The sequence below is a fragment of the Marinobacterium halophilum genome (assembly GCF_003014615.1).
GTDB lineage: Bacteria > Pseudomonadota > Gammaproteobacteria > Pseudomonadales > Balneatricaceae > Marinobacterium > Marinobacterium halophilum.
This window is the reverse complement of sequence record NZ_PYGI01000002.1, coordinates 224,583-246,558: the sequence shown is the minus strand read 5'-3', so window position 1 is coordinate 246,558 and position 21,976 is coordinate 224,583. Positions and strand designations below refer to the sequence as shown.

18 protein-coding genes are annotated in these 21,976 nt (G+C 57.7%); 16 read left to right on the top strand and 2 right to left on the bottom strand.

Annotation, left to right across the window (positions count from 1 at the left end):
• Positions 1-12: 12 nt before the first annotated feature.
• Positions 13-1,197: an ATP phosphoribosyltransferase regulatory subunit gene (locus CLV44_RS02480; protein ID WP_106590518.1), complete on the top strand. Its 1,185-nt coding sequence runs from the start codon at positions 13-15 to the stop codon at positions 1,195-1,197.
• A gap of 41 nt (positions 1,198-1,238) precedes the next feature.
• On the top strand, positions 1,239-2,534 hold the full coding sequence (locus CLV44_RS02475) for an adenylosuccinate synthase (RefSeq protein WP_106590517.1): 1,296 nt from the start codon (positions 1,239-1,241) through the stop codon (positions 2,532-2,534).
• 123 nt (positions 2,535-2,657) lie between these two features.
• Here CLV44_RS02475 and rnt read toward each other — a convergent pair whose 3' ends face one another.
• The gene (rnt, locus tag CLV44_RS02470; protein ID WP_245912580.1) at positions 2,658-3,278 is read right to left on the bottom strand and encodes a ribonuclease T; all 621 of its coding nucleotides are present in this window, start codon (positions 3,276-3,278) and stop codon (positions 2,658-2,660) included.
• A 148-nt stretch (positions 3,279-3,426) separates the two neighbouring features.
• Here rnt and CLV44_RS02465 point away from each other — a divergent pair, with 148 nt between their 5' ends.
• The 3 genes from CLV44_RS02465 (at position 3,427) to CLV44_RS02455 (ending at position 7,400) form a co-directional block, all read left to right on the top strand.
• Positions 3,427-4,299, top strand: a complete 873-nt coding sequence (locus tag CLV44_RS02465; protein ID WP_245912571.1) for a flagellar protein MotY — start codon at positions 3,427-3,429, stop codon at positions 4,297-4,299.
• A gap of 118 nt (positions 4,300-4,417) precedes the next feature.
• On the top strand, positions 4,418-5,644 hold the full coding sequence (locus CLV44_RS02460) for an argininosuccinate synthase (protein WP_106590515.1): 1,227 nt from the start codon (positions 4,418-4,420) through the stop codon (positions 5,642-5,644).
• A gap of 151 nt (positions 5,645-5,795) precedes the next feature.
• Complete coding sequence (locus CLV44_RS02455; RefSeq protein ID WP_106590514.1) at positions 5,796-7,400, top strand: tetratricopeptide repeat protein; 1,605 nt, start codon at positions 5,796-5,798, stop codon at positions 7,398-7,400.
• Here CLV44_RS02455 and CLV44_RS02450 read toward each other — a convergent pair.
• Positions 7,388-7,759, bottom strand: a complete 372-nt coding sequence (locus CLV44_RS02450; protein WP_106590513.1) for a hypothetical protein — start codon at positions 7,757-7,759, stop codon at positions 7,388-7,390. The genes CLV44_RS02455 and CLV44_RS02450 overlap by 13 nt on opposite strands.
• Before the next feature lie 136 nt (positions 7,760-7,895).
• Here CLV44_RS02450 and CLV44_RS02445 point away from each other — a divergent pair, with 136 nt between their 5' ends.
• The 11 genes from CLV44_RS02445 to CLV44_RS02395 all read left to right on the top strand — a co-directional run bounded on the left by CLV44_RS02445 (position 7,896) and on the right by CLV44_RS02395 (position 21,937).
• Entirely contained in the window at positions 7,896-10,016 is a 2,121-nt protein-coding gene (locus tag CLV44_RS02445; protein ID WP_106590512.1) for a type I secretion system permease/ATPase, read from the top strand.
• Positions 10,016-11,350, top strand: coding sequence for an HlyD family type I secretion periplasmic adaptor subunit (locus CLV44_RS02440; RefSeq protein WP_106590511.1), 1,335 nt, complete (start codon positions 10,016-10,018; stop codon positions 11,348-11,350). The genes CLV44_RS02445 and CLV44_RS02440 overlap by 1 nt, the downstream gene beginning before the upstream one ends.
• A gap of 2 nt (positions 11,351-11,352) precedes the next feature.
• Entirely contained in the window at positions 11,353-11,991 is a 639-nt protein-coding gene (locus CLV44_RS02435; RefSeq protein WP_106590510.1) for a response regulator transcription factor, read from the top strand.
• Positions 11,981-13,318, top strand: a complete 1,338-nt coding sequence (locus tag CLV44_RS02430) for a TolC family outer membrane protein (RefSeq protein WP_106590509.1) — start codon at positions 11,981-11,983, stop codon at positions 13,316-13,318. Before CLV44_RS02435 ends, CLV44_RS02430 begins: the two co-directional genes overlap by 11 nt.
• 103 nt (positions 13,319-13,421) lie before the next feature.
• The gene (locus tag CLV44_RS02425) at positions 13,422-14,462 is read left to right on the top strand and encodes a hydroxymethylglutaryl-CoA reductase (protein WP_106590508.1); all 1,041 of its coding nucleotides are present in this window, start codon (positions 13,422-13,424) and stop codon (positions 14,460-14,462) included.
• Complete coding sequence (gene fni / locus CLV44_RS02420; protein ID WP_106590507.1) at positions 14,459-15,487, top strand: type 2 isopentenyl-diphosphate Delta-isomerase; 1,029 nt, start codon at positions 14,459-14,461, stop codon at positions 15,485-15,487. Before CLV44_RS02425 ends, fni begins: the two co-directional genes overlap by 4 nt.
• A gap of 15 nt (positions 15,488-15,502) precedes the next feature.
• A complete protein-coding gene (locus tag CLV44_RS02415) occupies positions 15,503-16,669 on the top strand; it encodes a hydroxymethylglutaryl-CoA synthase (protein WP_106590506.1) in 1,167 nt (388 codons plus the stop codon).
• Entirely contained in the window at positions 16,669-17,676 is a 1,008-nt protein-coding gene (locus tag CLV44_RS02410; RefSeq protein ID WP_106590505.1) for a mevalonate kinase family protein, read from the top strand. Before CLV44_RS02415 ends, CLV44_RS02410 begins: the two co-directional genes overlap by 1 nt.
• Positions 17,654-18,595, top strand: coding sequence for a mevalonate kinase (gene mvk / locus CLV44_RS02405; protein ID WP_106590504.1), 942 nt, complete (start codon positions 17,654-17,656; stop codon positions 18,593-18,595). Before CLV44_RS02410 ends, mvk begins: the two co-directional genes overlap by 23 nt.
• Positions 18,582-19,574 carry a diphosphomevalonate decarboxylase gene (mvaD, locus tag CLV44_RS02400; RefSeq protein WP_106590503.1) on the top strand — a complete coding sequence of 331 codons (993 nt, stop codon included), beginning with the start codon at positions 18,582-18,584 and terminating at the stop codon, positions 19,572-19,574. Before mvk ends, mvaD begins: the two co-directional genes overlap by 14 nt.
• Entirely contained in the window at positions 19,574-21,937 is a 2,364-nt protein-coding gene (locus tag CLV44_RS02395; protein WP_106590502.1) for a DNA polymerase II, read from the top strand. Before mvaD ends, CLV44_RS02395 begins: the two co-directional genes overlap by 1 nt.
• The last annotated feature ends 39 nt before the right edge of the window (positions 21,938-21,976 follow it).

The following is a 21,976-nucleotide window of genomic DNA, read 5'->3' as shown; positions in this document are numbered from 1 at the left end:
GCGGAGTAACGCATGGCCTTGGCAGATCGCTGGTTGCTGCCCGACGGAATAATGGAGCTGCTGCCGCCGCAGGCGCGGCAAGTTGAACTGATGCGCCGCAAGGTGCTGGACCTCTATCACCGCTGGGGATACGAGTTGGTGATGCCGCCGATCGCGGAACACCTTGAATCCTTGCTTACCGGTGTTGGTCATGACCTTGACCTCAACACCTTCAAGGTCACCGACCGTATCAGTGGCCACACTCTGGGCGTACGTGCAGATATGACGCCTCAGGTTGCACGCATCGATGCACACCGTCTGCGTACCGAGGGAGCCAGTCGCTTGTGCTACTGTGGCTCCGTGCTGCATACCCACCCCGCCAACATGTTGGCATCACGCAACCCGTTGCAGTTGGGTGCGGAACTCTACGGCCACGCGGGCCCCGACAGTGATGTCGAGGTGATCGCGCTGATGCTGGCCACCCTGACTGAAGTGGGTGTACAAGACCGTATCAGTCTCGACCTGGGTCATGTAGGCGTGTTCAGTCGCTTGATGGAGCTGTGTGGCCTTGAGCCGCAGCAGCAGGCTGACTATCAGGACATGCTGCAGCGTAAGGCATTGCCGGAAATCGATCGTTTTGTCGCTGGACTGTCCACTCTGGATGCCCAGGCATGCGAGTGGTTGAGTGCCTTGCCGCGCCTTAACGGCGGTGCTGCAGTGCTGGATCGTGCGCGTGCGCTGTTTGCGGCAGACACCGAGCTGTTGGCGGCGGTTGACTATCTGGCGGACCTGGCGGCGCGTATCGGCGCACGCTGTGCCGATGTGGATACCTATTTCGACCTCAGTGAACTGCGCGGCTATCACTACCACACCGGTATCGTATTTGCCGCGTACACCCCACGCTTTGGCCAGGCTTTGGCGAAAGGTGGGCGTTACGACAATATTGGACGTGATTTCGGGCGTGCGCGCCCGGCGACCGGCTTTAGTGCCGATCTGAAGACTTTGATGGACCTGTCAGGCCAACTGGCTGATCAGGCGGAAGACGTGATTCTGGCTCCCGCAGGAGAAGCTGAAGAAGGTCTACAGGCCGCTATTGCTCAGCTGCGTCAGTCTGGAAAGCGCGTCGTGCAGCGACTGGAAGGCGAGGTCGATTGTGATGACCGTTACCGTCAGCAGTTGGTGCGTGAAGGTAGCGACTGGGTCCTGATTGGTCTTTGATCGCAAAATTTTTTGATAATTAACGAGTATTCGAGACAGCAATGGGTAAAAACGTCGTTGTTCTGGGCACCCAGTGGGGTGATGAAGGCAAAGGTAAGATCGTTGATCTGTTGACCGAGCAGGTAGCTGCCGTTGTACGCTTTCAAGGCGGACATAATGCGGGGCATACGCTGGTCATCGATGGTGAGAAAACCGTTCTCCACCTGATCCCCTCCGGTATTCTGCGTCAGAATGTGCTCTGCCTGATCGGCAACGGCGTTGTCCTGTCGCCGGAAGCACTGCTGAAAGAGATCGCTGAACTGGAAGGTCGCGGTGTGCCTGTGCGTGAGCGCCTGCAGCTGAGTCCGGCCTGTCCGCTGATTCTGCCGTATCATGTCGCTCTTGATCAGGCGCGTGAACTGGCGCGTGGCAATGCCAAAATCGGCACGACCGGTCGCGGTATTGGTCCTGCATATGAAGACAAGGTGGCACGTCGTGGCCTGCGTCTGGGCGATATGGCGCATCCGGAGCGTTTTGCCGAGAAGCTGAAGGAAGTGCTGGAGTACCACAACTTCTCATTGCAGCACTACTACAAGGTAGAGCCGGTTGATTTCCAGCAGACGTTCGACACTTGCATGGAAATGGCGAAAACACTGCTGCCGATGATCACTGACGTGACCGCCAAGCTGCACGAGCTGCGCAAGCAGGGCGCGAGCATCATGTTTGAAGGTGCTCAGGGTTCGCTGCTGGATATCGATCACGGTACCTACCCGTATGTGACCTCTTCCAACACGACTGCTGGCGGCACCTCGACTGGCAGTGGTTTCGGTCCGCTGTATCTGGATTACATTCTCGGTATCACCAAGGCGTACACCACCCGCGTTGGCGGCGGTCCTTTCCCGACCGAACTGCATTGCGGTGTGGGTCAGCGTCTGGCTGAACGGGGTCACGAGTTTGGTGCGACCACGGGCCGCGCACGTCGTTGTGGCTGGTTCGATGCGGTTGCGCTGCGTCATGCAATCCAGATCAACTCCGTGTCCGGCATCTGTCTGACCAAGCTGGATGTACTGGATGGTCTGGAGCATATCAACATCTGTGTCGGTTACAAGGATGCGGATGGCAACGCGGTCAGCTCGCTGAGTGGCAGTGAAGACTACGATCGTGTTGAGCCGATCTACGAGCAGGTTGCAGGCTGGAGCGAGTCCACCGTTGGTGTGAAAAGCCTGGACGAGCTGCCGGCGAGCGCGCGTGCGTACATCAGCCGCTTGGAAGAGCTGGTTGAAGCGCCGATCGATATTGTTTCTACCGGTCCTGAGCGTAACGAAACCATCGTACTGCGCCACCCGTTCGAAGTCTGATCCAGTCGCTTCATGACGTGCTCTCGGTGCCGGTTGCGCCCTGAGCACGGATAAAAAAATCCGGAGTCCCTGTTATCGGGCTCCGGATTTTTTGTGTCTCACATCTGTGGATGGCTCTGTAATTCAGTCCCGGGTGTCCAGTACCATGTCCCAGCCACCCAGATCCTTCCAGTGATTGATGATGGTGCAGAACAGCTCGGCTGTTTTGACGGTATCGTACAGCGCTGAATGGGCCTGTTTGCCATCAAAGTCGATGCCGGCCATGTCGCAGGCTTTGGCCAGTACGGTCTGACCATAGGCCAGTCCTGCCAGCGATACGGTGTCAAAGGTCGAGAAGGGATGGAACGGGTTGCGCTTGATGTCGCAACGTTCGGACGCGTTGGTGACAAAACTGTGGTCGAACGAGGCATTATGGCCAACCAGTACGGCCCGTGTGCAGCCGTGGGACTTGATTGATTTGCGGATCGGCTTGAAAATCTTTTCCAGTGCATCCTGTTCGGCAATGGCGTTGCGTGCCGGGTCGTCAGGGTTGATGCCAGTGAATTCCAGTGCCGAGGGCTCAAGATTGGCACCCGGAAACGGGATGACATTGGCAGCGTAACTCTGATCGATCATCAGGTAGCCATTTTCATCCATGGTGAGCGTAACAGCGGCAATTTCAAGTAGAGCATCGGTACGTGGGTTGAAGCCGGCCGTTTCGACGTCGACAACAACAGGCAAAAAGCCGCGAAAGCGGTCTGCCATCGGATGAGGTGTGGCGTTGCGATGGGTCACGAAAATCCTTACTTGCAAGTTGGGAGAGGCCGCAGGCATTCTAACAGCCTGGCTTGCAGCGTCAAAATAGGCTTAACCCGCGGACTTTGCTGCCGCTATAGTGCAAGGATATGATCATGTGGAGACGGCCAAGTTGAAAGTCCGTGGTTTTGCCTTACTGCTGATGCTGTTGTTGCCGGGGTTGGCGCAGGCGGTTGTGTTTCGGGCCTCGATTGATGAGTCGGTATGGGAGATGGAAACGTCGCGTTTCTTTTGCCGCCTGAGTCAGGTAGTGCCTTCGTTCGGTCGTGCCCTGTTCGAGCATGAAGCTGGCGAATCCTTGCGCTTTCAACTGCGGCCGACGCAGATTGATCAGTTGGACGGGGACGCGTTGCTGGTGGCGCGGGCATCGCCCTGGCAGCCCGGCATGGCACCGTTCCGCATTGCCCGCGTGGCTGTTGATGAACGGCACGGAGGCGTGCAGTTGGAAAGCGATGCGGCCAACAAGATGCTGGTGGCGCTGCACCGGGGCATGACGCCGACCTTTTCCAGCGATCAGTGGTTTCAAAGTGGCGAGCCGGTTGAGATCGGTATATCTGCAGCCAATTTCCAGTCTGCCTATGACGACTATCTGAATTGTCTGACGACATTGCTGCCGGTGAACTATCGCCAGGTGGCGCGTACGGCGGTGTTGTTTCCGTCGGCGACCTGGCGCTTGTCGGATGCGACCCGTGAACGACTGGACTTGATCGTTCTGTATGTGAAAACGGACGACAGCGTGAAGTCGATCTATGTTGATGGGCATTCGGACAATTACGGTCGCCGACTGCTTAACCGAGACCTGTCTAAAAAGCGGGCCGAAGAAGTCACCCGTTATCTGATCAGCCAGGGCGTGCCGGACGATATGATCACGACACGCTATCACGGTGAACGTTATCCGGTGGTGGCCAACACTTCGGCGGATAACCGTGCGCGCAACCGCCGTGTTGCCGTACGCCTTGAGCGTGAGTAGTGTTTACGACGGTTCAGAGGTCAGACGCTTTCTGATATATTAGTGACATAGTACCGAGTGAATTTTAGCGGCCGGATGTCCATGGTGGGCATTCGGCAATTGTTTCTGGAGCAGCAACATGTCCGACATTAAAAAGGTCGTCCTGGCGTATTCAGGCGGTCTGGATACCTCTGTAATCGTGCGCTGGTTGCAGGACACCTACAACTGTGAAGTAGTGACGTTTACTGCCGATCTGGGTCAGGGTGAAGAAGTTGAACCTGCACGCGCCAAGGCTGAAGCCCTGGGCGTGAAAGAGATCTACATCGAAGATTTGCGTGAAGAGTTCGTCCGTGACTTCGTCTTCCCGATGTTCCGCGCCAACACCATCTACGAAGGTGAATACCTGCTCGGTACCTCTATCGCTCGTCCGCTGATCGCCAAGCGTCTGATCGAAATTGCCAACGAGACCGGTGCTGACGCCATCTCTCACGGCGCGACCGGCAAGGGTAATGACCAGGTCCGCTTTGAGCTGGGTGCGTATGCGCTGAAGCCGGGCGTAAAAGTGATTGCGCCCTGGCGTGAATGGGATCTGACGTCCCGTGAAACGCTGATGAAGTACTGCGAAGAGCGCAACATTCCGGTCGACTTCAGTTCCAGCAAGAAGAAGTCCCCGTACTCCATGGATGCCAACCTGCTGCACATCTCCTACGAAGGCGGCATTCTGGAAGATCCGTGGGCGGAAGCGGAAGACGACATGTGGCGCTGGAGTGTCAGCCCTGAGCAGGCTCCGGATGAAGCGACTTACCTGACGCTGACCTACAGCAAGGGCGATATCGTGGCCATCGACGGTCAGGAGATGTCTCCGGCGACGGTTCTGGAATACCTGAACAAGGTTGGCGGTGCCAACGGTGTAGGTCGTCTGGATATCGTTGAAAACCGCTTTGTTGGCATGAAATCCCGCGGCTGCTATGAAACGCCGGGGGGCACCATCATGCTCAAGGCGCACCGTGCCATCGAGTCGCTGACACTGGACCGTGAAGCTGCGCACCTGAAAGACGAGCTGATGCCGCGTTACGCCAAGGTCATCTATAACGGCTTCTGGTGGTCTGAAGAACGCAAGATGCTGCAGCAGATGATCGACTTCAGCCAGCGCAATGTGAATGGCGATGTGCGTGTGAAACTGTACAAGGGCAGCGTCAGTGCGGTCGGTCGTCGTTCTGAAGATAGCCTGTTCGATGAAAGCATTGCGACATTTGAAGACGATGCAGGTTCTTACGATCAGAAAGATGCTGAAGGCTTCATCAAGCTGAACGCCCTGCGCATGCGTATTGCTGCGAGCAAGGGTCGTAACCTGCTTGACGATTAATCACGCGGTTGATTGATCCTTCGAGGCCATGTCGGTAGTACCGGCATGGCCTTTTTCATGCATGGATGCGCTAAGTTATAGGCGGATATGAAACTTTGCTCCATGTGTAACTGCATGCTATTTTTCCATAAGCCCCTGATAGTGTAGGTCTATGGATACTATTTTCTCTGCCAAGAAAGCGCTCATACTGGATAAGCGCCACGACGACCTGCGCACATTACGTGAGCTGCTGTTGCGTCTGGGTGTCGGCCAGGTAATGGTTGCCTCTTCAGTCAACATGGCGCTGTCTATCCTGAGAGAAGAGTCCGTAGACCTGTGCTTTATGGTCTATGACCTGGGCAAGGGAGAAAAGAGCGGGCTGCAGCTGATGTATGAAGCGCAGGCAGAAGGGTTATACCGGTATGGAACCAGTTACATTCTGGTTGCAGACACGGATGCTGCTGCACTGATGTTCGGCTCACTCGAATCCTCGCCCGATCTTTGCATTGATAAACCTTACAATGAAGCACAAGTACGCCTGTCGCTGGAACGGCTGTTACGCCTCAAGCTGGCGCTCAGCCCTTTGGACGTATGCATGGACAAGGCGCACTGGGTGGAAGCGTTGTCCCTGTGTGAGCAAAAGCTTGAGCAATTTCCGGCACTGAGAATTTTCCTGCAACGCCTTCAGGGCATTATTCTGTTGAAGCTTGGGCGTTACGTACAGGCGCGGACCTTATTCGACAGGTTGCTGAGCGAGCGTGATCAGCACTGGATGCGCGTGGGGGTCGGCGTGGCTGCCTATCATCAGGGCGACCTGGTTCAGGCGGAAGATTCTCTGGCCTGGGTGATTAGGCAGCAGCAGGTGTGTGTGGATGCCTTCAACTGGCTGGCGCGTCTGCATCGGTTGAAAGGCGATCTGCAGCAGTCGGTCATCCTGTTGCGCAAGTCGGTTCTGTTACAGCCATCGGTGGCTTTTCTGCAGTCTGCACAGGGCCATGCGGCTGCGCAGGTGAAGGATTGGCGTCTGGCCGTGGATTCGTTCCGTGCGGCAGTACGGTTCGGGCGTTATTCCGCTTTCCAGAGCCCCGAGAACTACTTCGCTCTGGCGCAGGCACTGAAGGCACGCATGGACAATTTGCAGGGGCCACCGGCGGAAGAGGCCGAGCGTGAAGCCATACAGGTACTGGAACAGGTCGTTGAAGATTTTGATCATGATCCGGTAGCGCAGTTCAGGTCACGCCTGCTGTTGGCTGATCTGCTGCGTCAGTGCGGTGATCGGGTGCGAGCCGAGCAGGCCGGACGTGCGGCGTTGGGTCTGTTTGAAGAGCTGCCGCTGGAGCGTCGGGCGCAGTGGCTGGATCAACTGACTGATGGCCTTGAGCAGAGTGAATCTGCGTCGCACGCATTGGCGGTACGTCATGCGTTGACGCCGAAAATGGCGGGCATCGATTGGGCCAGTGCCAATATCCGTGGCATGAAACAGTTTCGTAAGGCAGCATTGACGCCGGCACGAGATAATTTCATAGCGGCCTACCAGGCTCAGCCTGGAAACCCGAGTGTCGGGCTTAATCTGGTGCAGACGGAGTTGGAGCTGCTCCGGCAATCATCGGCAGGGCAACCGGTTGAAGGGATTCGGCGGTGTGACGATATTTTGCATGGGCTGCAATATGCTGCGTTGACGCAACGTCAGCAGCAACGCTATCAGACGTTGGCCGAGCGGCTTGCATTGCAGGTCCGAACCCGGCTTATGCCGCCCTTACCGGATCAGAACAACTGATCATCTTCACGTAGAAACCAGCTATTCTGGTGTACGTTTTCGCTATCACTTTCAGCAGTATCCGGATTGGCCAGCGTACGCGCCACTTTTCGACTCAACAGCTTGTGCTGAGCAGCCACCGGCAGGTCGGTAAAGCGAATGATCTGGCGATCGATCAGGGTGTTGATCAAATCTTCCAGGATTCGAATGGTGGAAAGGTCGGAGCCATCCAGAAAGTCGGATGCCGTAAAATCTGCCCCATCCAGTGACAGAAATGCCATTACGTCGGGGTCGGACGCCTGTACCGTCTGTGCATCGGGTAGTGGGCGGTCAGTCAGTGCCGTGATTTTGCCGGCATCATCTCGCAGGGCATAAAGCATTTAGCAGATCCTGAGCTATGCTGTTTAGTAATTGCCAGTGTAGCGCACTTGGGTTGGCTGTAACTTCAAATCAATGCTTTTACTGTATTAAAACACTTGTTAGAGTAGTTCAGAATTCTTTTGGGACGCCATATGCATGGATGTTGAGCGGGATCCTCTTTTACAATGTCTGGTATTACTGACAGAACATAACCGTCGGCCGTGCTCCGCTCAGGTATTGACCTCGGGCTTGCCATTGGTTGATGGTCGATTGACCCCTAAATTGTTTCTTCGCGCCGCGGCACGGGGAGGCTTTGCGGCGAAACTGGTTCAGCGGCCGCTGAATCAATTATCCAGCCTGTTGCTGCCGGCGGTACTGCTGCTGGAGAATGAAGGTGCCTGTATTCTGCAGTCACTGGATCTTGAGCAGGGCGAAGCCGAAATTCTTCAGCCGGAAAGTGGCGGGGTCAGTCGGCTCGTACTGGAAGAGCTGGATCAGGCCTATACCGGATACGTCATTTTCATGCGCCCCGAGTATCAGTTTGGAGAGCGCAGCAGTCGTGCACTCGACGACCGTGAAGGGCACTGGTTCTGGAGTACCCTCTGGCGTTCGGCGCGTATCTACCGTGATGTGCTGGTAGCATCGGTGCTGATCAATCTGTTTGTATTGGCCAACCCCCTGTTCGTGATGAATGTCTATGACCGGGTCGTGCCCAACCATGCGGTAGAAACACTATGGGTGCTGGCGATCGGTGTCCTGGTGGTTTATCTGTTCGACTTCGGTCTGAAAATGTTGCGTGCCTATTTCATTGAGGTGGCAGGCAAAAAGTCGGACGTGCTGCTCTCGGCCCGGCTGTTTGAGAAGGTCATGGGAGTGCGGTACGACGCGATGCCCGCTTCCGTTGGGGCGTTTGCCAGTAATTTGCGCGAATTCGAGAGTATCCGTAACTTCCTTAGCTCAACCACCAATACCGTTCTGATCGATATCCCTTTTATGCTGCTGTTTCTGGTGGTGATCGGTTTGATTGGTGGGCCACTGGTTATCGTACCGGCATTGGCGGTACCGCTGATATTGATTTACACCCTGTCGGTGCGTCCGCGCCTGCGTCAATCCATTGAGCGTACTTTCAGCTCCACGGCACAAAAGAACGGTACGCTGGTTGAAGCGCTGACGGCGATGGAAACACTGAAAACCCAGCGTGCCGCCAGTCCGATGCAGGCACGCTGGGAAGAAGCGGTTGGCTACATCGCACGTTGGGGGCTGAAATCCAGAATGCTGTCAGCCTCGGTGGTCAACTTTGCAGCCTTTATCCAGCAGTTGGCATCGGTCCTGATCGTGGTGGGCGGTGTGTACATGATCATGGAACAGAGCCTGTCCATGGGGGGACTGATTGCCTGCGTTATTCTGAGTGGGCGTGCCATCGCACCGCTGTCGCAGGTGGCGAGCCTGGTTGCCAATTATGAACAGTCGCTCAAGGCGTTGAAGACGCTGGATGAAATCATGGCACTGCCGGATGAGCATGAGGCCGAACGCCGTTATCTGCACCGACCTGAACTGAGTGGCGGCATTGAGTTTCAGGAGGTCGATTTTACCTACCCCGGTACCGAATACGGTGCCCTCAAGGCGATCAGTTTCCGTATCAAGCCGGGGGAAAAGGTGGCGTTGATCGGACGGATCGGTTCAGGCAAGAGCAGTATCCAGAAACTGCTGCTGGGGTTGTATTCCCCGACCCAGGGGGCGATCGCCATTGATGGCATCGACCTCAATCAGATCGAGCCTTCGGATCTGCGCCGTTGTGTGGGGTATGTACCCCAGGACGTGATGCTGTTTGCCGGAACTGTGCGGGACAACATCACCATCGGTTTGCCTCAAGCCAGTGATGTCCAAATTCTGCAGGCGGCGCGTCTGAGCGGTGTGGAGACCTTCGTGAATCAGCACCCGTTAGGGTTTGACATGCCGGTAGGCGAGCGCGGCAGCGCGCTGTCCGGTGGTCAGCGTCAGGCAGTGGCACTGGCGCGGGCGTTGCTACATGAACCGTCGATCATGATTATGGATGAGCCCAGCAATTCGATGGACAACGCGTCCGAGGAATATCTGCGCCGCCAGCTCAAGACTTATGCACAGGATAAAACGCTGGTGATGGTGACTCACAAGATGTCGTTACTGGATCTGGTGGACCGTCTGATCGTAATTGATGGGGGCAAGGTGGTCGCGGACGGGCCCAAGGAGAGCGTGCTTGAAGCACTGAAGCAGGGTCGATTGCAGGTGAAACGCTAATGGGACGTAAGGTCAGGCCCCTGGCGGGCGATATCCGTTATACCAGCAGCATCAGTGAAGCGATGTTGGAGCAAGCTCCCCGAGGGGCCAGCTTGCTGCTATGGACGGGAGCCGTGTTCATCATCTTGGCACTGGTCTGGGCCAATTGGGCTGAACTGGATGAAATTGCCCGTGGTGATGGCGAGATTATTCCTTCTCACCAGTTGCAGGTCGTGCAAAATCTGGAAGGCGGAATAGTGGCCGAGATTCTGGTGCGTGAAGGCCAGCTGGTCGAACGCGATGAGGTGTTGCTGAAGATCAAGGACAAGCGTTTCACCAGCTCATTCCGCGAAAATCAGGTGCGGGCGGTGGAACTACAGGCACGTGCAGCCCGGTTGTCAGCCGAAGCCAATGGCGAGGATTTTCAGATACCGGCCGATTTCAGTCCCGAGTACCGCAATCTGTTGGACCAGGAGCTAAGCCTGCACCGTTCGCGGCAGAACGAGCTGAAAAGCAACTTGTCGGTGCTGGATCAGCAGCGTCAGCAGCGTGAACAGGAGTTGATTGAAGCGCAATCTCGCATCGATCAACTGCGTCGCAGTTACGGTCTATTACTGCGTGAATTACGCATCAGTGAACCGCTGATGAAAGAGGGCGTGATCTCTGAAGTGGAATATCTGCGCTTGCGGCGTCAGGTCAATGACCTGCGCGGTGAAATATCCAGTATTGAACTGAGCATTCCACGCATCCAGTCCACGATCAGCGAGATCGGTCAGCGCCAGGAGGAAATGGAGTTGCAGTTCCGCAATGTGGCGCGTGGAGAGCTGAATGAGATTGTGGCCGAGCAGGTCCGTCTGGAACAGGCGCTGTCGGGAATGCAGGACCGGATCAGCCGTACCGAGGTGCGTGCGCCGATTAAGGGAACAGTCAAGCAGTTGATGATCAATACCATTGACGGGGTGGTCAAACCGGGTGACCCGCTGCTCAGTATTGTGCCGTTCGAGGACAAGCTGCTGGTTGAGGCACGACTTAAACCGTCTGATATTGCCAATATCCGTTTGGGTCAGGCTGCTGTGGTCAAAGTCAGTGCCTATGACTTTGCCATCTATGGCGGCCTGGATGCCAAGGTGGTGTTTATTTCGCCGGGTACCATTATGGATCCCGAAGCCAAGCTACCCTATTACCTCGTGCGTCTGGAAACTGCGGCTCCTTATCTGGGCACTGCAGCGGCACCGTTGCCACTGATGGCGGGTATGACGGTAGGGGTGGATATCCTCACCGGTAAGAAAACCGTCATGCAGTACATTTTAAAACCGATCAATCGTGCGACGGAACGCGCACTGACGGAGCGTTAGACATGCATGTATACCTGTATGCACCGAATGCAGAGCTGATCAAGCGTTGGCAAACGGCGTTATCAATAACGGTTCGAAGCTGTGACAGCTTTGCTGCTATCAGCGCCAAAACGCATGATCCTGGAGCCTTATTGGTTGTGCATTGGAGCGCCTTGCAGCCGGAGCAGCGTGACCGGCTGTTGCAAAACGATGCGGCGTTGATTGCGCTTGTGGATCATCCCACGGCGGAAGAGGGCGAAGCATTGCTGAGCCGAGGTGTCGGTGGGTATGCCAATACCTATATCCAGCCGGAACTGTTGCCGCAGGTTGTTGAAACCGTTGCACGAGGTGACATCTGGACCGGCCCTGAATTGATGCAGGGGCTGCTCAAACGCCTGCTGGCTCGGCAGTCGCCGGTGATCAGCCACGCGGCGGAGTGGAACCTGAGTGCCCGTGAGCAGCAGGTGCTGGGTGAGTTGGTACGGGGCGACAGCAACAAGAAGATTGCACGACAGCTGGATATTACCGAACGCACGGTCAAGGCTCATGTCAGCTCCATTCTGGAAAAATCCGGCGTGCGTGACCGGATTGAGCTAATTTTAACGTTGAGCGGCCAAGCGCCCTCAACGATCACAACGCAGGAGCAGGGATATGAAATTTAAACACTCGGTGCTGGCTCTGGCCTTGAGCGTGGGCATTTCAAATTTGGCGTCCGCCGCCACATTACAGGATGTTGTCGTGGACAATATCGGGCAAAGCCCCGAGGTACAGCAGGCGTTACAGAACTACGCTGCGGTCATTCAGGAAATTCGCCAGGCTCAGGCCGGTTACTATCCGACTCTGGATGCTACCTTGGGTTACGGCTATGAGTGGACGGAGAAAGGCAGTAATGACGATGTAGAGCTGAACCGCCGTGAAGCGCGACTCAATTTGAACCAGATGATCTTCGACGGTTTTGCTACCAGCAGTGAAGTTAAACGCCAGCAGGCCCGTGCTGCTTCCCGTGCAAGCAATTACAAGGACACGGCTCAGCGCTATGTGCTGTCGTCCAGTCGTGCCTACCTGGAAGTGATGCGCCGTCAGCAGTTGCTGACCTTGGCCAAGGAAAGCCTGTACAACCATGTCACTCTGTATGACCAGATCCGCCGTCGTTCCGAGTCCGGTATGGGCACTCTGGCCTCGCTGCAGCAGGCCGAGGGGCGTTTGGCGTTGTCCGAAGTCAACATGTTGGCGGCCGAGAATAACCTGCGTGATGCCCAGGCCAACTACCGGCGCATCGTCGGTCAGCCGGTGCCGGACAGCATGGATACATTCGACAGCGAGACGCTGACCCTACCGACGTCTCTGGATGAAGCCGTGGCCAAGGGGCTGGCCAACCAGCCGGTCGCGAGTCTGGCGCAGGCAGATGTGGAAGCGGCCATGGCCCAGCGAGACGCTGCCAAGAGTCGCATGTACCCGCGTCTGGATTTCGAAGTGGAACGGCGCTGGGATGAAAATATCGACGGTGTCGAAGGTGATGATGAAGACCTGACCGCCATGCTGCGCATGCGCTATAACCTGTTCAACGGTGGCGCGGACAAGGCCCGTATCCGTCAGACCGAACACCAGATCGGTGAAGCTCAGGCGATTCAGCGTGATGCCCAGCGTCAGATTCGCGAGAGCGTCGAGCTGTCCTGGAATGCGCATGAGATCCTGCAGCGTCAGCTCCAGCATCTGGAAAAACATGTACGCTCCAGTGAAGATACCCGTAACTCCTACAAGAAGCAGTTCGACATCGGCCAGCGCTCGTTGCTTGACTTGCTGGATACCGAAAACGAGGTGTTCTCTGCGAAAAATCAGCTGGCTGAAGCCCGTGTCGATAGTCAGGTGGCCAAGCTGCGTATCCTGACCGGCACCGGTGAGCTGCTTGAAGCGCTGGGGGTGACACTGCCGCCGGTGGCAGAACAGGCACCTGAGCAGCAGGTCGAGGTTGCCCAGAACGGGCAATAATTGCATCCCTCGGCGCGGGTGGCTTAAAATCCCGCGCAGCCTGAGGTCTTTTTGAAGGGTTGCCCGTATGGCAGCCCTTTTTTATTCAAAGGATGCGCCGAGCATGAAGTCACACAAAATACTGGAAGCCCCGATCCCGATGCGTTGGGTCGGGCCGATCAAGATCAGCGGACATGTGGTTGACGAAAAACTCAGCGTGCCCCTGGCCACCTACGAGACACCGCTCTGGCCATCGGTGGGCCGTGGTGCACGGGTGTCCAATCTGACCGAAAAGGGCATCGTCACCAGTGTGATCGATGAACGCATGACCCGTTCAATCCTGCTGGAAGCGGATGATGCCTTTGCGGCACATCAAGCGATACAGTCACTACAGGCGCGCAAGGACGACCTCAACACAGTGGTCGCAACCAGCAGTCGCTTTGCCAAACTGATCGATATGCACAGCCAGGTAGTTGGTAACCTGATCTACCTGCGCCTTGAGTTCACCACCGGTGACGCGTCCGGACACAACATGGTGACCAACGCTGCCGACAAACTGATTCCCTGGATTCTTGCCGAATATCCGCAACTGCGTTACAGCTCCATCTCGGCCAACTACTGCTCCGATAAAAAAGCCACTGCGGTCAACGGTATTCTGGGACGTGGCAAGTACGTGGTAAGTGAAATTCTGATCCCGCGTGATGTCTGCGAGCGCCGCTTAAAAACCACGCCGGAAAAAGTAGTTGATCTGAACATCAAGAAAAACCTTATAGGTACTTTGATCGCCGGAGGCCTGCGCAGCGCCAACGCGCACTATGCCAACATGTTGCTGGCGTTCTATCTGGCCACCGGCCAGGATGCCGCCAATATCATTGAGGGGTCTCAGGGGGTTGTTCATGCCGAAGTGCGCAATGGCGACCTCTATTTCTCCTGCACTCTGCCCAACCTGATTGTCGGTTCGGTAGGTAACGGCAAGGGCATCGATTTTGTTGAAGACAATCTGCGTCAGCTGGGGTGCCGTGAAGAGCGCGAACCGGGGGCCAATGCCCGCCGTCTGGCCGCAATCTGTGCGGCAACCGTGCTTTGTGGTGAGCTGTCGCTGTTGGCGGCGCAGACCAACCCGGGTGAATTGATGGAAGCCCATATCAAAATGGAGCGGTCATGACCGACCCGACCAACGAGCGCAAGATCGAACACATACGTGCCATCGAACATGATCCGGCGACGGATCGTGATGGCCGCTGGTTCGATCGGATCCTGCTGACCCACCGGGCCCTGCCCGAAGTGGCGCTGGACCAGATCGATCCGAGTACCGAGTTCCTCGGTAAGCGCCTCAGCTTTCCGTTGCTGATCTCGTCGATGACCGGTGGCGACCATGAGCTGGTGCGGACCATCAACACCAATCTTGCCATTGCGGCCGAGCGATGCGGCGTAGCGATGGCAGTTGGTTCGCAGCGTGTGATGTTTACCCACCCGTCTGCCGAGGCCAGTTTTGCCCTGCGTGAACATGCGCCCACCACAGTACTGATCGGTAACGTGGGCGGTGTGCAGCTCAACTACGGCTTTGATCTGGACAAGTGTCAGCGTGCCGTGGATGTGCTGGCAGCGGATGCACTCTATTTCCATCTCAATCCACTCCAGGAAGCGGTACAGCCGGAAGGGGATACCGATTTCCGTGGCGTGGCCGAAAAAATGGGCGCTATCAGCCGGCACCTCAGCGTCCCGGTCATGCTCAAGGAAGTGGGGGCCGGGTTGTCGGCGGCCGATATCGCATTGGGGCTGGCGCAGGGTATCAGCCATTTTGATGTGGCCGGCAGTGGCGGCACTTCATGGAGCCGGATCGAACATCATCGCCGTCACGACGGTGACGAGATCGGCCTGCGCTTTCAGGACTGGGGGCTACCGACGCCTCTGGCACTGCAACAGGCGGAGCCATTCCTTGACCGTGCAACGCTGATCGCCAGCGGTGGTCTCAGAGATGGGATTGATATGGCCAAATCTGTTATACTCGGCGCCTCGTTGTGCGGTATGGCAGCCCCCTTGCTGCAGCCGGCGATGGAGTCTGCCGAAGCCGTTGTAACCGTTATTGAACGGCTGCGACGGGAATTTATCACTGCGATGTTTCTGCTCGGTACGCCGGATATGGCGGCGCTGTTCCGAAACAGGGCGCTTATTGTCCACGAGCGTTGAGGACCCTGGTCAAGTATGTCTGTTGGTATTGACGAAATCAGCTTTTACACCTCCAACTACTTTCTCGATCTGAAGACGCTGGCAGAGGTTCAGGGCACGGATCCCGAGAAGTATTACACCGGCATCGGTCAGGAGAAGATGGGCATGGCAGCGCCTGACGAGGATATCGTCACCATGGCGGCCAGTGCAGCATTACCGTTGATCGAACGGGCAGGTCCCGATGCGGTCAGCACCTTGATGTTCGCCACCGAGACCGGTATCGACCAGTCCAAGGCGGCCGGTATCTATGTCCACCGGCTGCTCGGGCTTAACGCCAATTGTCGCGTGGTCGAGCTGAAGCAGGCGTGCTACAGCGCCACCGCTGCCTTGCAGATGGCCTGTGCGCTGGTGGCTCGCAAGCCGGATACCAAGGTACTGGTGATCGCCTCCGACATCGCCCGTTATGATCTGGATACACCGGGTGAAGCGACGCAGGGGTGCGGTGCCGTCGCCATGCTGGTCAGTGCCAATCCGCGTCTGGTCAGCATCGATCCTGAAGTCGGCAACTACACTGAAGACGTGATGGACTTCTGGCGTCCCAACTACCGCTCGACGGCATTGGTTGATGGCAAGTATTCCACCAAGATCTATCTCAAGGCACTGAAAAAGGCCTGGGATAACTTCAGCACAGTCAGTGGTTATGGTTTTGGCGATTTCAGCCGTTTCTGTTATCACCTGCCGTTCAGCCGCATGGCGCAGAAAGCCCATCAGCAGCTGGTGCGCCACACCAAGGCCGGACTCTCTGCCGATGAGCAGGAGGCCCAGATCAGCGACACCTTGTTGTATAACCGCATCATCGGTAACAGTTACACCGCCTCGATGTACATCGGTCTGACCTCGCTGCTGGAAAATACCATTGAAGACCTGTCCGGTCAGCGTATCGGCTTCTTCAGCTATGGTTCCGGTTGCGTGGGCGAATTCTTCTCTGGCACCGTGGTGGCCGGTTACCGTGAGGCACTGCATTTGCAGCGTCACCGCGACCTGCTGGCTGCACGCCGTGAAATCAGCCATGACGAATATCTGCAGCTGTACCGCCATCCGGTGCCGACCGATGGCGGTGAGCATCGTTTTGAGGAAGGCACCACTGGCCATTTCCGTCTGGCCGGTATCAGCCACCACAAACGCGAATATATTCCTCGCTAATGCCCACCGCCTGCGCGCCGGGGAAAATCATCCTCAGCGGTGAACACGCCGTTGTCTACGGTGCACCGGCACTGGCGCTGGCGGTGGACCGGCACATGCGCATCCATTACCGTCCTGATCAGCTGCCACGGCTGAGTTGGCATGCGCAGGAGCGGACCCATGTGCTCGGTCTGGACAAACTGGCCAGCCTGCGCCGCCGTCTGGATAGCCACTTCGAGCGCTACCTGCGCGGCGAACTCCCCATTACCCGTATTCTGCAGAAACCGGCCGAGCTGGCGTTTTATGCCGTCGACATGGCGCGCGTGCTATCCGGTCTGGATATCCGTCCCCAGGGAAGCCTGAGTATCGACTCCGACATCCCCATCGGTGCGGGTATGGGCTCCTCGGCGGCACTGATTGCGGCTCTGCTCAAGCTCTTTGGCCATGTTGACGACCTTGATGAGTTGATCCGGCAGGTGCGTCATTGTGAACGTTTACAGCATGGTCGGGGCAGTATCATTGATGCCGCCGCCGTGTGCTCCGGTGGGCTGGTACGGGTGCAGGGTGATCAGGTTGAGCGCCTGCCGTTGCCGCCACAGGGGCTGGGCGAAGGCTTTTTCTGGCTGTTTACCGGTACGCCTGCGTGCAGTACCGGTGCCTGTGTCGATCAGGTGCGGCGCAACTTTGCCGGCGCGGCCATCTGGGATGAATTCACGGAAACCACTGTCCAGTTTGAACGCGCCCTGGCCGCCGGTGACAGCCTGCTTGAACCGATCCGCCGTAATCACCGCCTGCTGACCCGTATCGGGGTCGTGCCGGCACCGCTGCAGCGGTTGGCCGAACAGGTAGAGCAGGCCGGAGGTGCCGCCAAGGTCTGCGGTGCCGGTGCCGTATCCGGTGATCAGGGTGGACTCATGTTGCTGCTGTTGCCGACGGGCATGACCCCGGCGCAGCTGCCCCTGCAGCCGGAATGGCACTGGGGCGTGTTGAAGGAGGATCGCGAAGGTGTCCGCATACTCGAAGATTGAGGTCAGCGCCCCCGGCAGCATCATGCTCATGGGCGAACATGCCGTGCTGTTCGGCGAACCGGCGCTGGCCTGTGCCGTGGATGTGCGGCTGGTGGTGACGTTGCGGCCACGCCCGGACCGCCAAGTGCTGATTGACAGTGCACTGGGCCAGTACCAGGGCTCGCTGGATAATTTGGTGCCGATGCCCGCATTGGCATTTGTGCTGGCGGTTATCGAACAGTATGCCGCGCAGCTGGAGCAGGGCTTCGAACTGAGTATCCGCGCCGGATTTTCCCATACCGTCGGTCTGGGATCATCAGCGGCGGTGACGGCGGCAACCACGGCGGCCTTGGCCGCTCATGCCGGTCACAGCACTGCTCCTGAAGACCTGTTCAGCATCGCGCTGGCGGCGGTTCATCAGGTACAGAACGGTCGCGGCTCGGGCACCGATCTGGCTGCCAGTCTGTACGGCGGCGTAATCGGTTACAGCCTTGCGCCCTGTGAAATACGTCCGCTGTCGGGGTTGCCGCCGATCGTGCTCTATTATTGTGGCTATAAAATGAAAACGCCGGATGTACTGGCGTTGGTGGAGCAGAAAGCCGCACGTCAGCCCGCGCTATACAGCGGTGTGTATCGTCTGATGGGGCAGACAACCCAGGCGGCCGAGCGAGCCGTATGCGAGCAGGACTGGACGGCGCTGGGCGAGTTGATGAATCTTTACCAGGGACTGATGGACGCTCTGGGCGTCTGCGATACAACTCTGGCCGAAATGATTTACCGTTTGCGCGCCGAACCCGGCGTACTGGGCGCGAAAATATCCGGTTCCGGGCTGGGCGACTGTGTATTGGCCCTGGGCCATGTTGAATCCGAACTGCCCTGGGAGTCGATACCGGTCTCCGTGGCAGCCACGGGCGTGGAGATCCGCTATGAAACGAACTGACGTGGTTGATCGGCTGTTGCCGAAAGTGGTCAAGGCCTCGGCATCGGTCGAGCAGTTTGCCCCCAGCAATATTGCCCTGTGCAAATATTGGGGTAAACGTGACCGTGAACTCAACTTGCCGATCAATGCATCGCTGTCGGTGTCGCTGGATTATCTGGGCAGCCATACCCGGCTGATTCCGACCGAAGGGCAGGTGGATGACGTGTGGCTCAATGGCCAGCAGTTGCAGCCAGGCGCGCGTTTCAGTCAGAAAGTGAGTGAATTCATCGACCTGTTCCGCCGCGATCAGAACCTGTACTTCAAGGTAGAAACCCGTAATAACATTCCCACCGCCGCAGGGCTGGCGTCTTCGGCATCGGGCTTTGCCGCGCTCACGCTGGCGCTGAACGATGCGCTGGCACTGGACTTGCCGCCGGAACACCTGTCCATCATGGCGCGCATGGGCAGCGGCAGCGCCTGCCGTTCGCTGTTCACCGGTTTTGTCGAGTGGCGCATGGGGCAGCGTAAAGACGGGCTGGACAGCCATGGTGTTCAGTTGGAGCAGCAGTGGCCGGGTTTCTGTATCGGTCTGGTCGAAATTGATGCCGGTGAAAAGGCCACCGATTCCCGCTCCGGCATGCAGCGCACGGTTGAAACCGCACATCTGTACCAAAGCTGGCCGCTGCAGGCGGCGGTTGATCTGGGCAAACTGCAACAGGCCATCGCCGAGCGAGACTTCGAACTGTTGGGCCAGACGGCCGAGCAGAACGCACTGTCGATGCACGCGACTATGATCGCTTCCTGGCCGCCGCTACTGTATTGGCAACCGGAGTCGGTGGCGGCAATGCAGAAGGTCTGGCAGCTGCGTAGCCAAGGGCTACAGGTCTACTTCACCATGGATGCCGGTCCCAACCTCAAGCTGCTGTTCCAGCGCGCAGACCGTGCAACCCTGCTGCAACACTTCCCCAACCTGGAAACGGTGGAACCTTTCGGCTGCTGATGGACGCAAAGGTCGGGTTTCCGCTGACCCGTCGCCAGCGGGACCACCGTGGACGTCTGCAACTGAGCTACTGGCTGCGCACGGCGACCGGCGCTGAAGAGGTGGTGATCGAGGGCGAGTCGGCTGTTGCCTTCATGCGGGCATCTGACCAGGCGAAAGCGACCGCTTTATTGTCCGGCTTGCGCGGCTGTAGCTTGCGACCACTGGCACTGCACTCCTTGGCTCATGAGTCGGTCTGCGGCCTCTATGCCGACAACCTGGCGGATTGGCATGAAGCGCTGAAGCGTCTGCAGCAGGCCGCTATCGGGCTGATGGAAGAGGATGTCCGTCCGGTTGACCGTTACCTGATCGAGCGTGGCATTTTTGCCGGTGCCCGAGTGGTTGATAAAACCGACCCCGATATCAATATGGCCCCAAAGCGCCAGCGTCCAGCGCTGGTCCGGGACTCCTTTATTCCCAGCCTGACCCAACTGTCACTGGATATAGAAACGACCCTGCGGGCCGACCGCATCCTGTCGATCGCGTTGCAGTGTGGCGATCAGGAAGTTGTCCTGTTCAACGGTGATATTGCGCCGGCCCCAGGTCTGGTCCCGTGCTGTGGCGAGCGTGCGCTGTTGGTCGCATTGATGGAACAGATACGTCGACTGGACCCGGATCTGCTGATCGGCTGGAACGTCATCGGCTTTGATCTGAGGGTGCTGGATCAGCGCGCCAAGGCGTTGGGCGTGCGCCTGTGTCTTGGACGGGACGAGCAGCCGCTGCGGGTGGAGCAGTCGCAGACCGGACGCTGGTTTGCCCGTCTCAATGGTCGTGTGGTGCTGGATGGCATCGATACGCTCAAGGGGGCGACCTGGCACTTTGAACGTTACGGCCTTGAGTATGTGGCCCGAGAACTGCTGGGCCGTGGCAAGCTGATCGATACGCCGGATGACCGTGGGCAGGAGATCCAGCGACTCTACGCGGAAGACCCTGCTGCCCTGGTGCGCTACAACCTGGAAGACTGTCGGCTGGTGACCGATATCTTTGCCAAGGCCGAGCTGGTGCCTTATCTGCTGGAACGGGCACGATTGACCGGGCTGGCGCTGGACAAGGTGGGTGGTTCATCACAGGCGTTCGACAATCTCTACCTGCCACGTCTGCACCGTGCCGGTTTTGTCGCGCCGGAGTACGCTTCGGGGCAGGGTGATCTGGAAGTGCCGGGCGGTTTTGTCATGGATTCCCGCCCCGGCCTCTACCGTCACGTGCTGGTGCTGGATTTCAAAAGCCTGTATCCGAGCATCATCCGCAGCTTCCAGATCGACCCGCTGGGGCTGGCCATGGGCACGCGTGAAGGCGCACCGCCGGAGGCGCTGGTACCGGGGTTTCACCACGCCATCTTTGACCGCCGTCACACACTGCTGCCCGCCATCATCGAGCGCCTTTGGCGGGCACGTGATGCCGCCAAGCGTGACGGCAACTCGGCGCTGTCGCAGGCGATCAAGATCCAGATGAATGCCTGCTACGGCGTGTTGGGGTCGAAGGTGTGCCGTTTCTTCGACCAGCGCCTGTCCGGCTCGATTACCCTGCGCGGCCACCAGATTCTGCAGCAAACCGCCGAACATATCGAAGCCACCTACGGCCATACCGTGATCTACGGCGATACCGACTCGGTGTTTGTCTGGCTTGGAGATGACTGGGCGGATGTGGATACCGATGCCCACGGCGAGCGTCTGGCCACTGAACTCAACCGCTGGTGGTGCGACCAGCTGCGTATGCGCTTCGATATCGACAGCGCGCTGGAACTGCAATATGAAGCACATTACAGTCGCTTTCTGATGCCGCGCATGCGGCATTCGGAAAAGGGCAGCAAGAAACGCTATGCCGGGCTCAAGCGGCAGGCGGATGGTCACGAGAGCATGGTGTTCCGTGGTCTGGAGTCGGTACGCACCGACTGGACGCCGCTGGCGCGTGAATTTCAGCAGGCCTTGTATGCCTGTATCTTCCACGAAAAGCCGTGGCAGCAAATGCTGCAGCAGCAGGTTCACCAGCTACGATCCGGCGAATGCGATACCGCGCTGGTCTATCGTCGCCGTATTCGCCAGCCGCTGACCGATTATATCCGCAACCGTCCGCCCCATGTGCGCGCCGCCATGCAACTGGAGTTGCAGCGCAGCGCACAGGGCTTGCCCGCGTACTATGCGGTGGGCGACAGTGTCGCTTACGTGATGACGGTGAGCGGGCCTGAGCCGGTGGAGTTGTTGCGTTCACCCATCGACTACCAGCACTATATGGATAAGCAGCTGCTGCCGGTCGCCGATACCATCTTACCCTTTATCGGTGAATCCTTTGCCCAGCTGGTTGCACCGCAGATCGATCTTTTCTGATCGGCGGGAGCAAAGCGGCAGATTGTGCGGTCTCAAGGA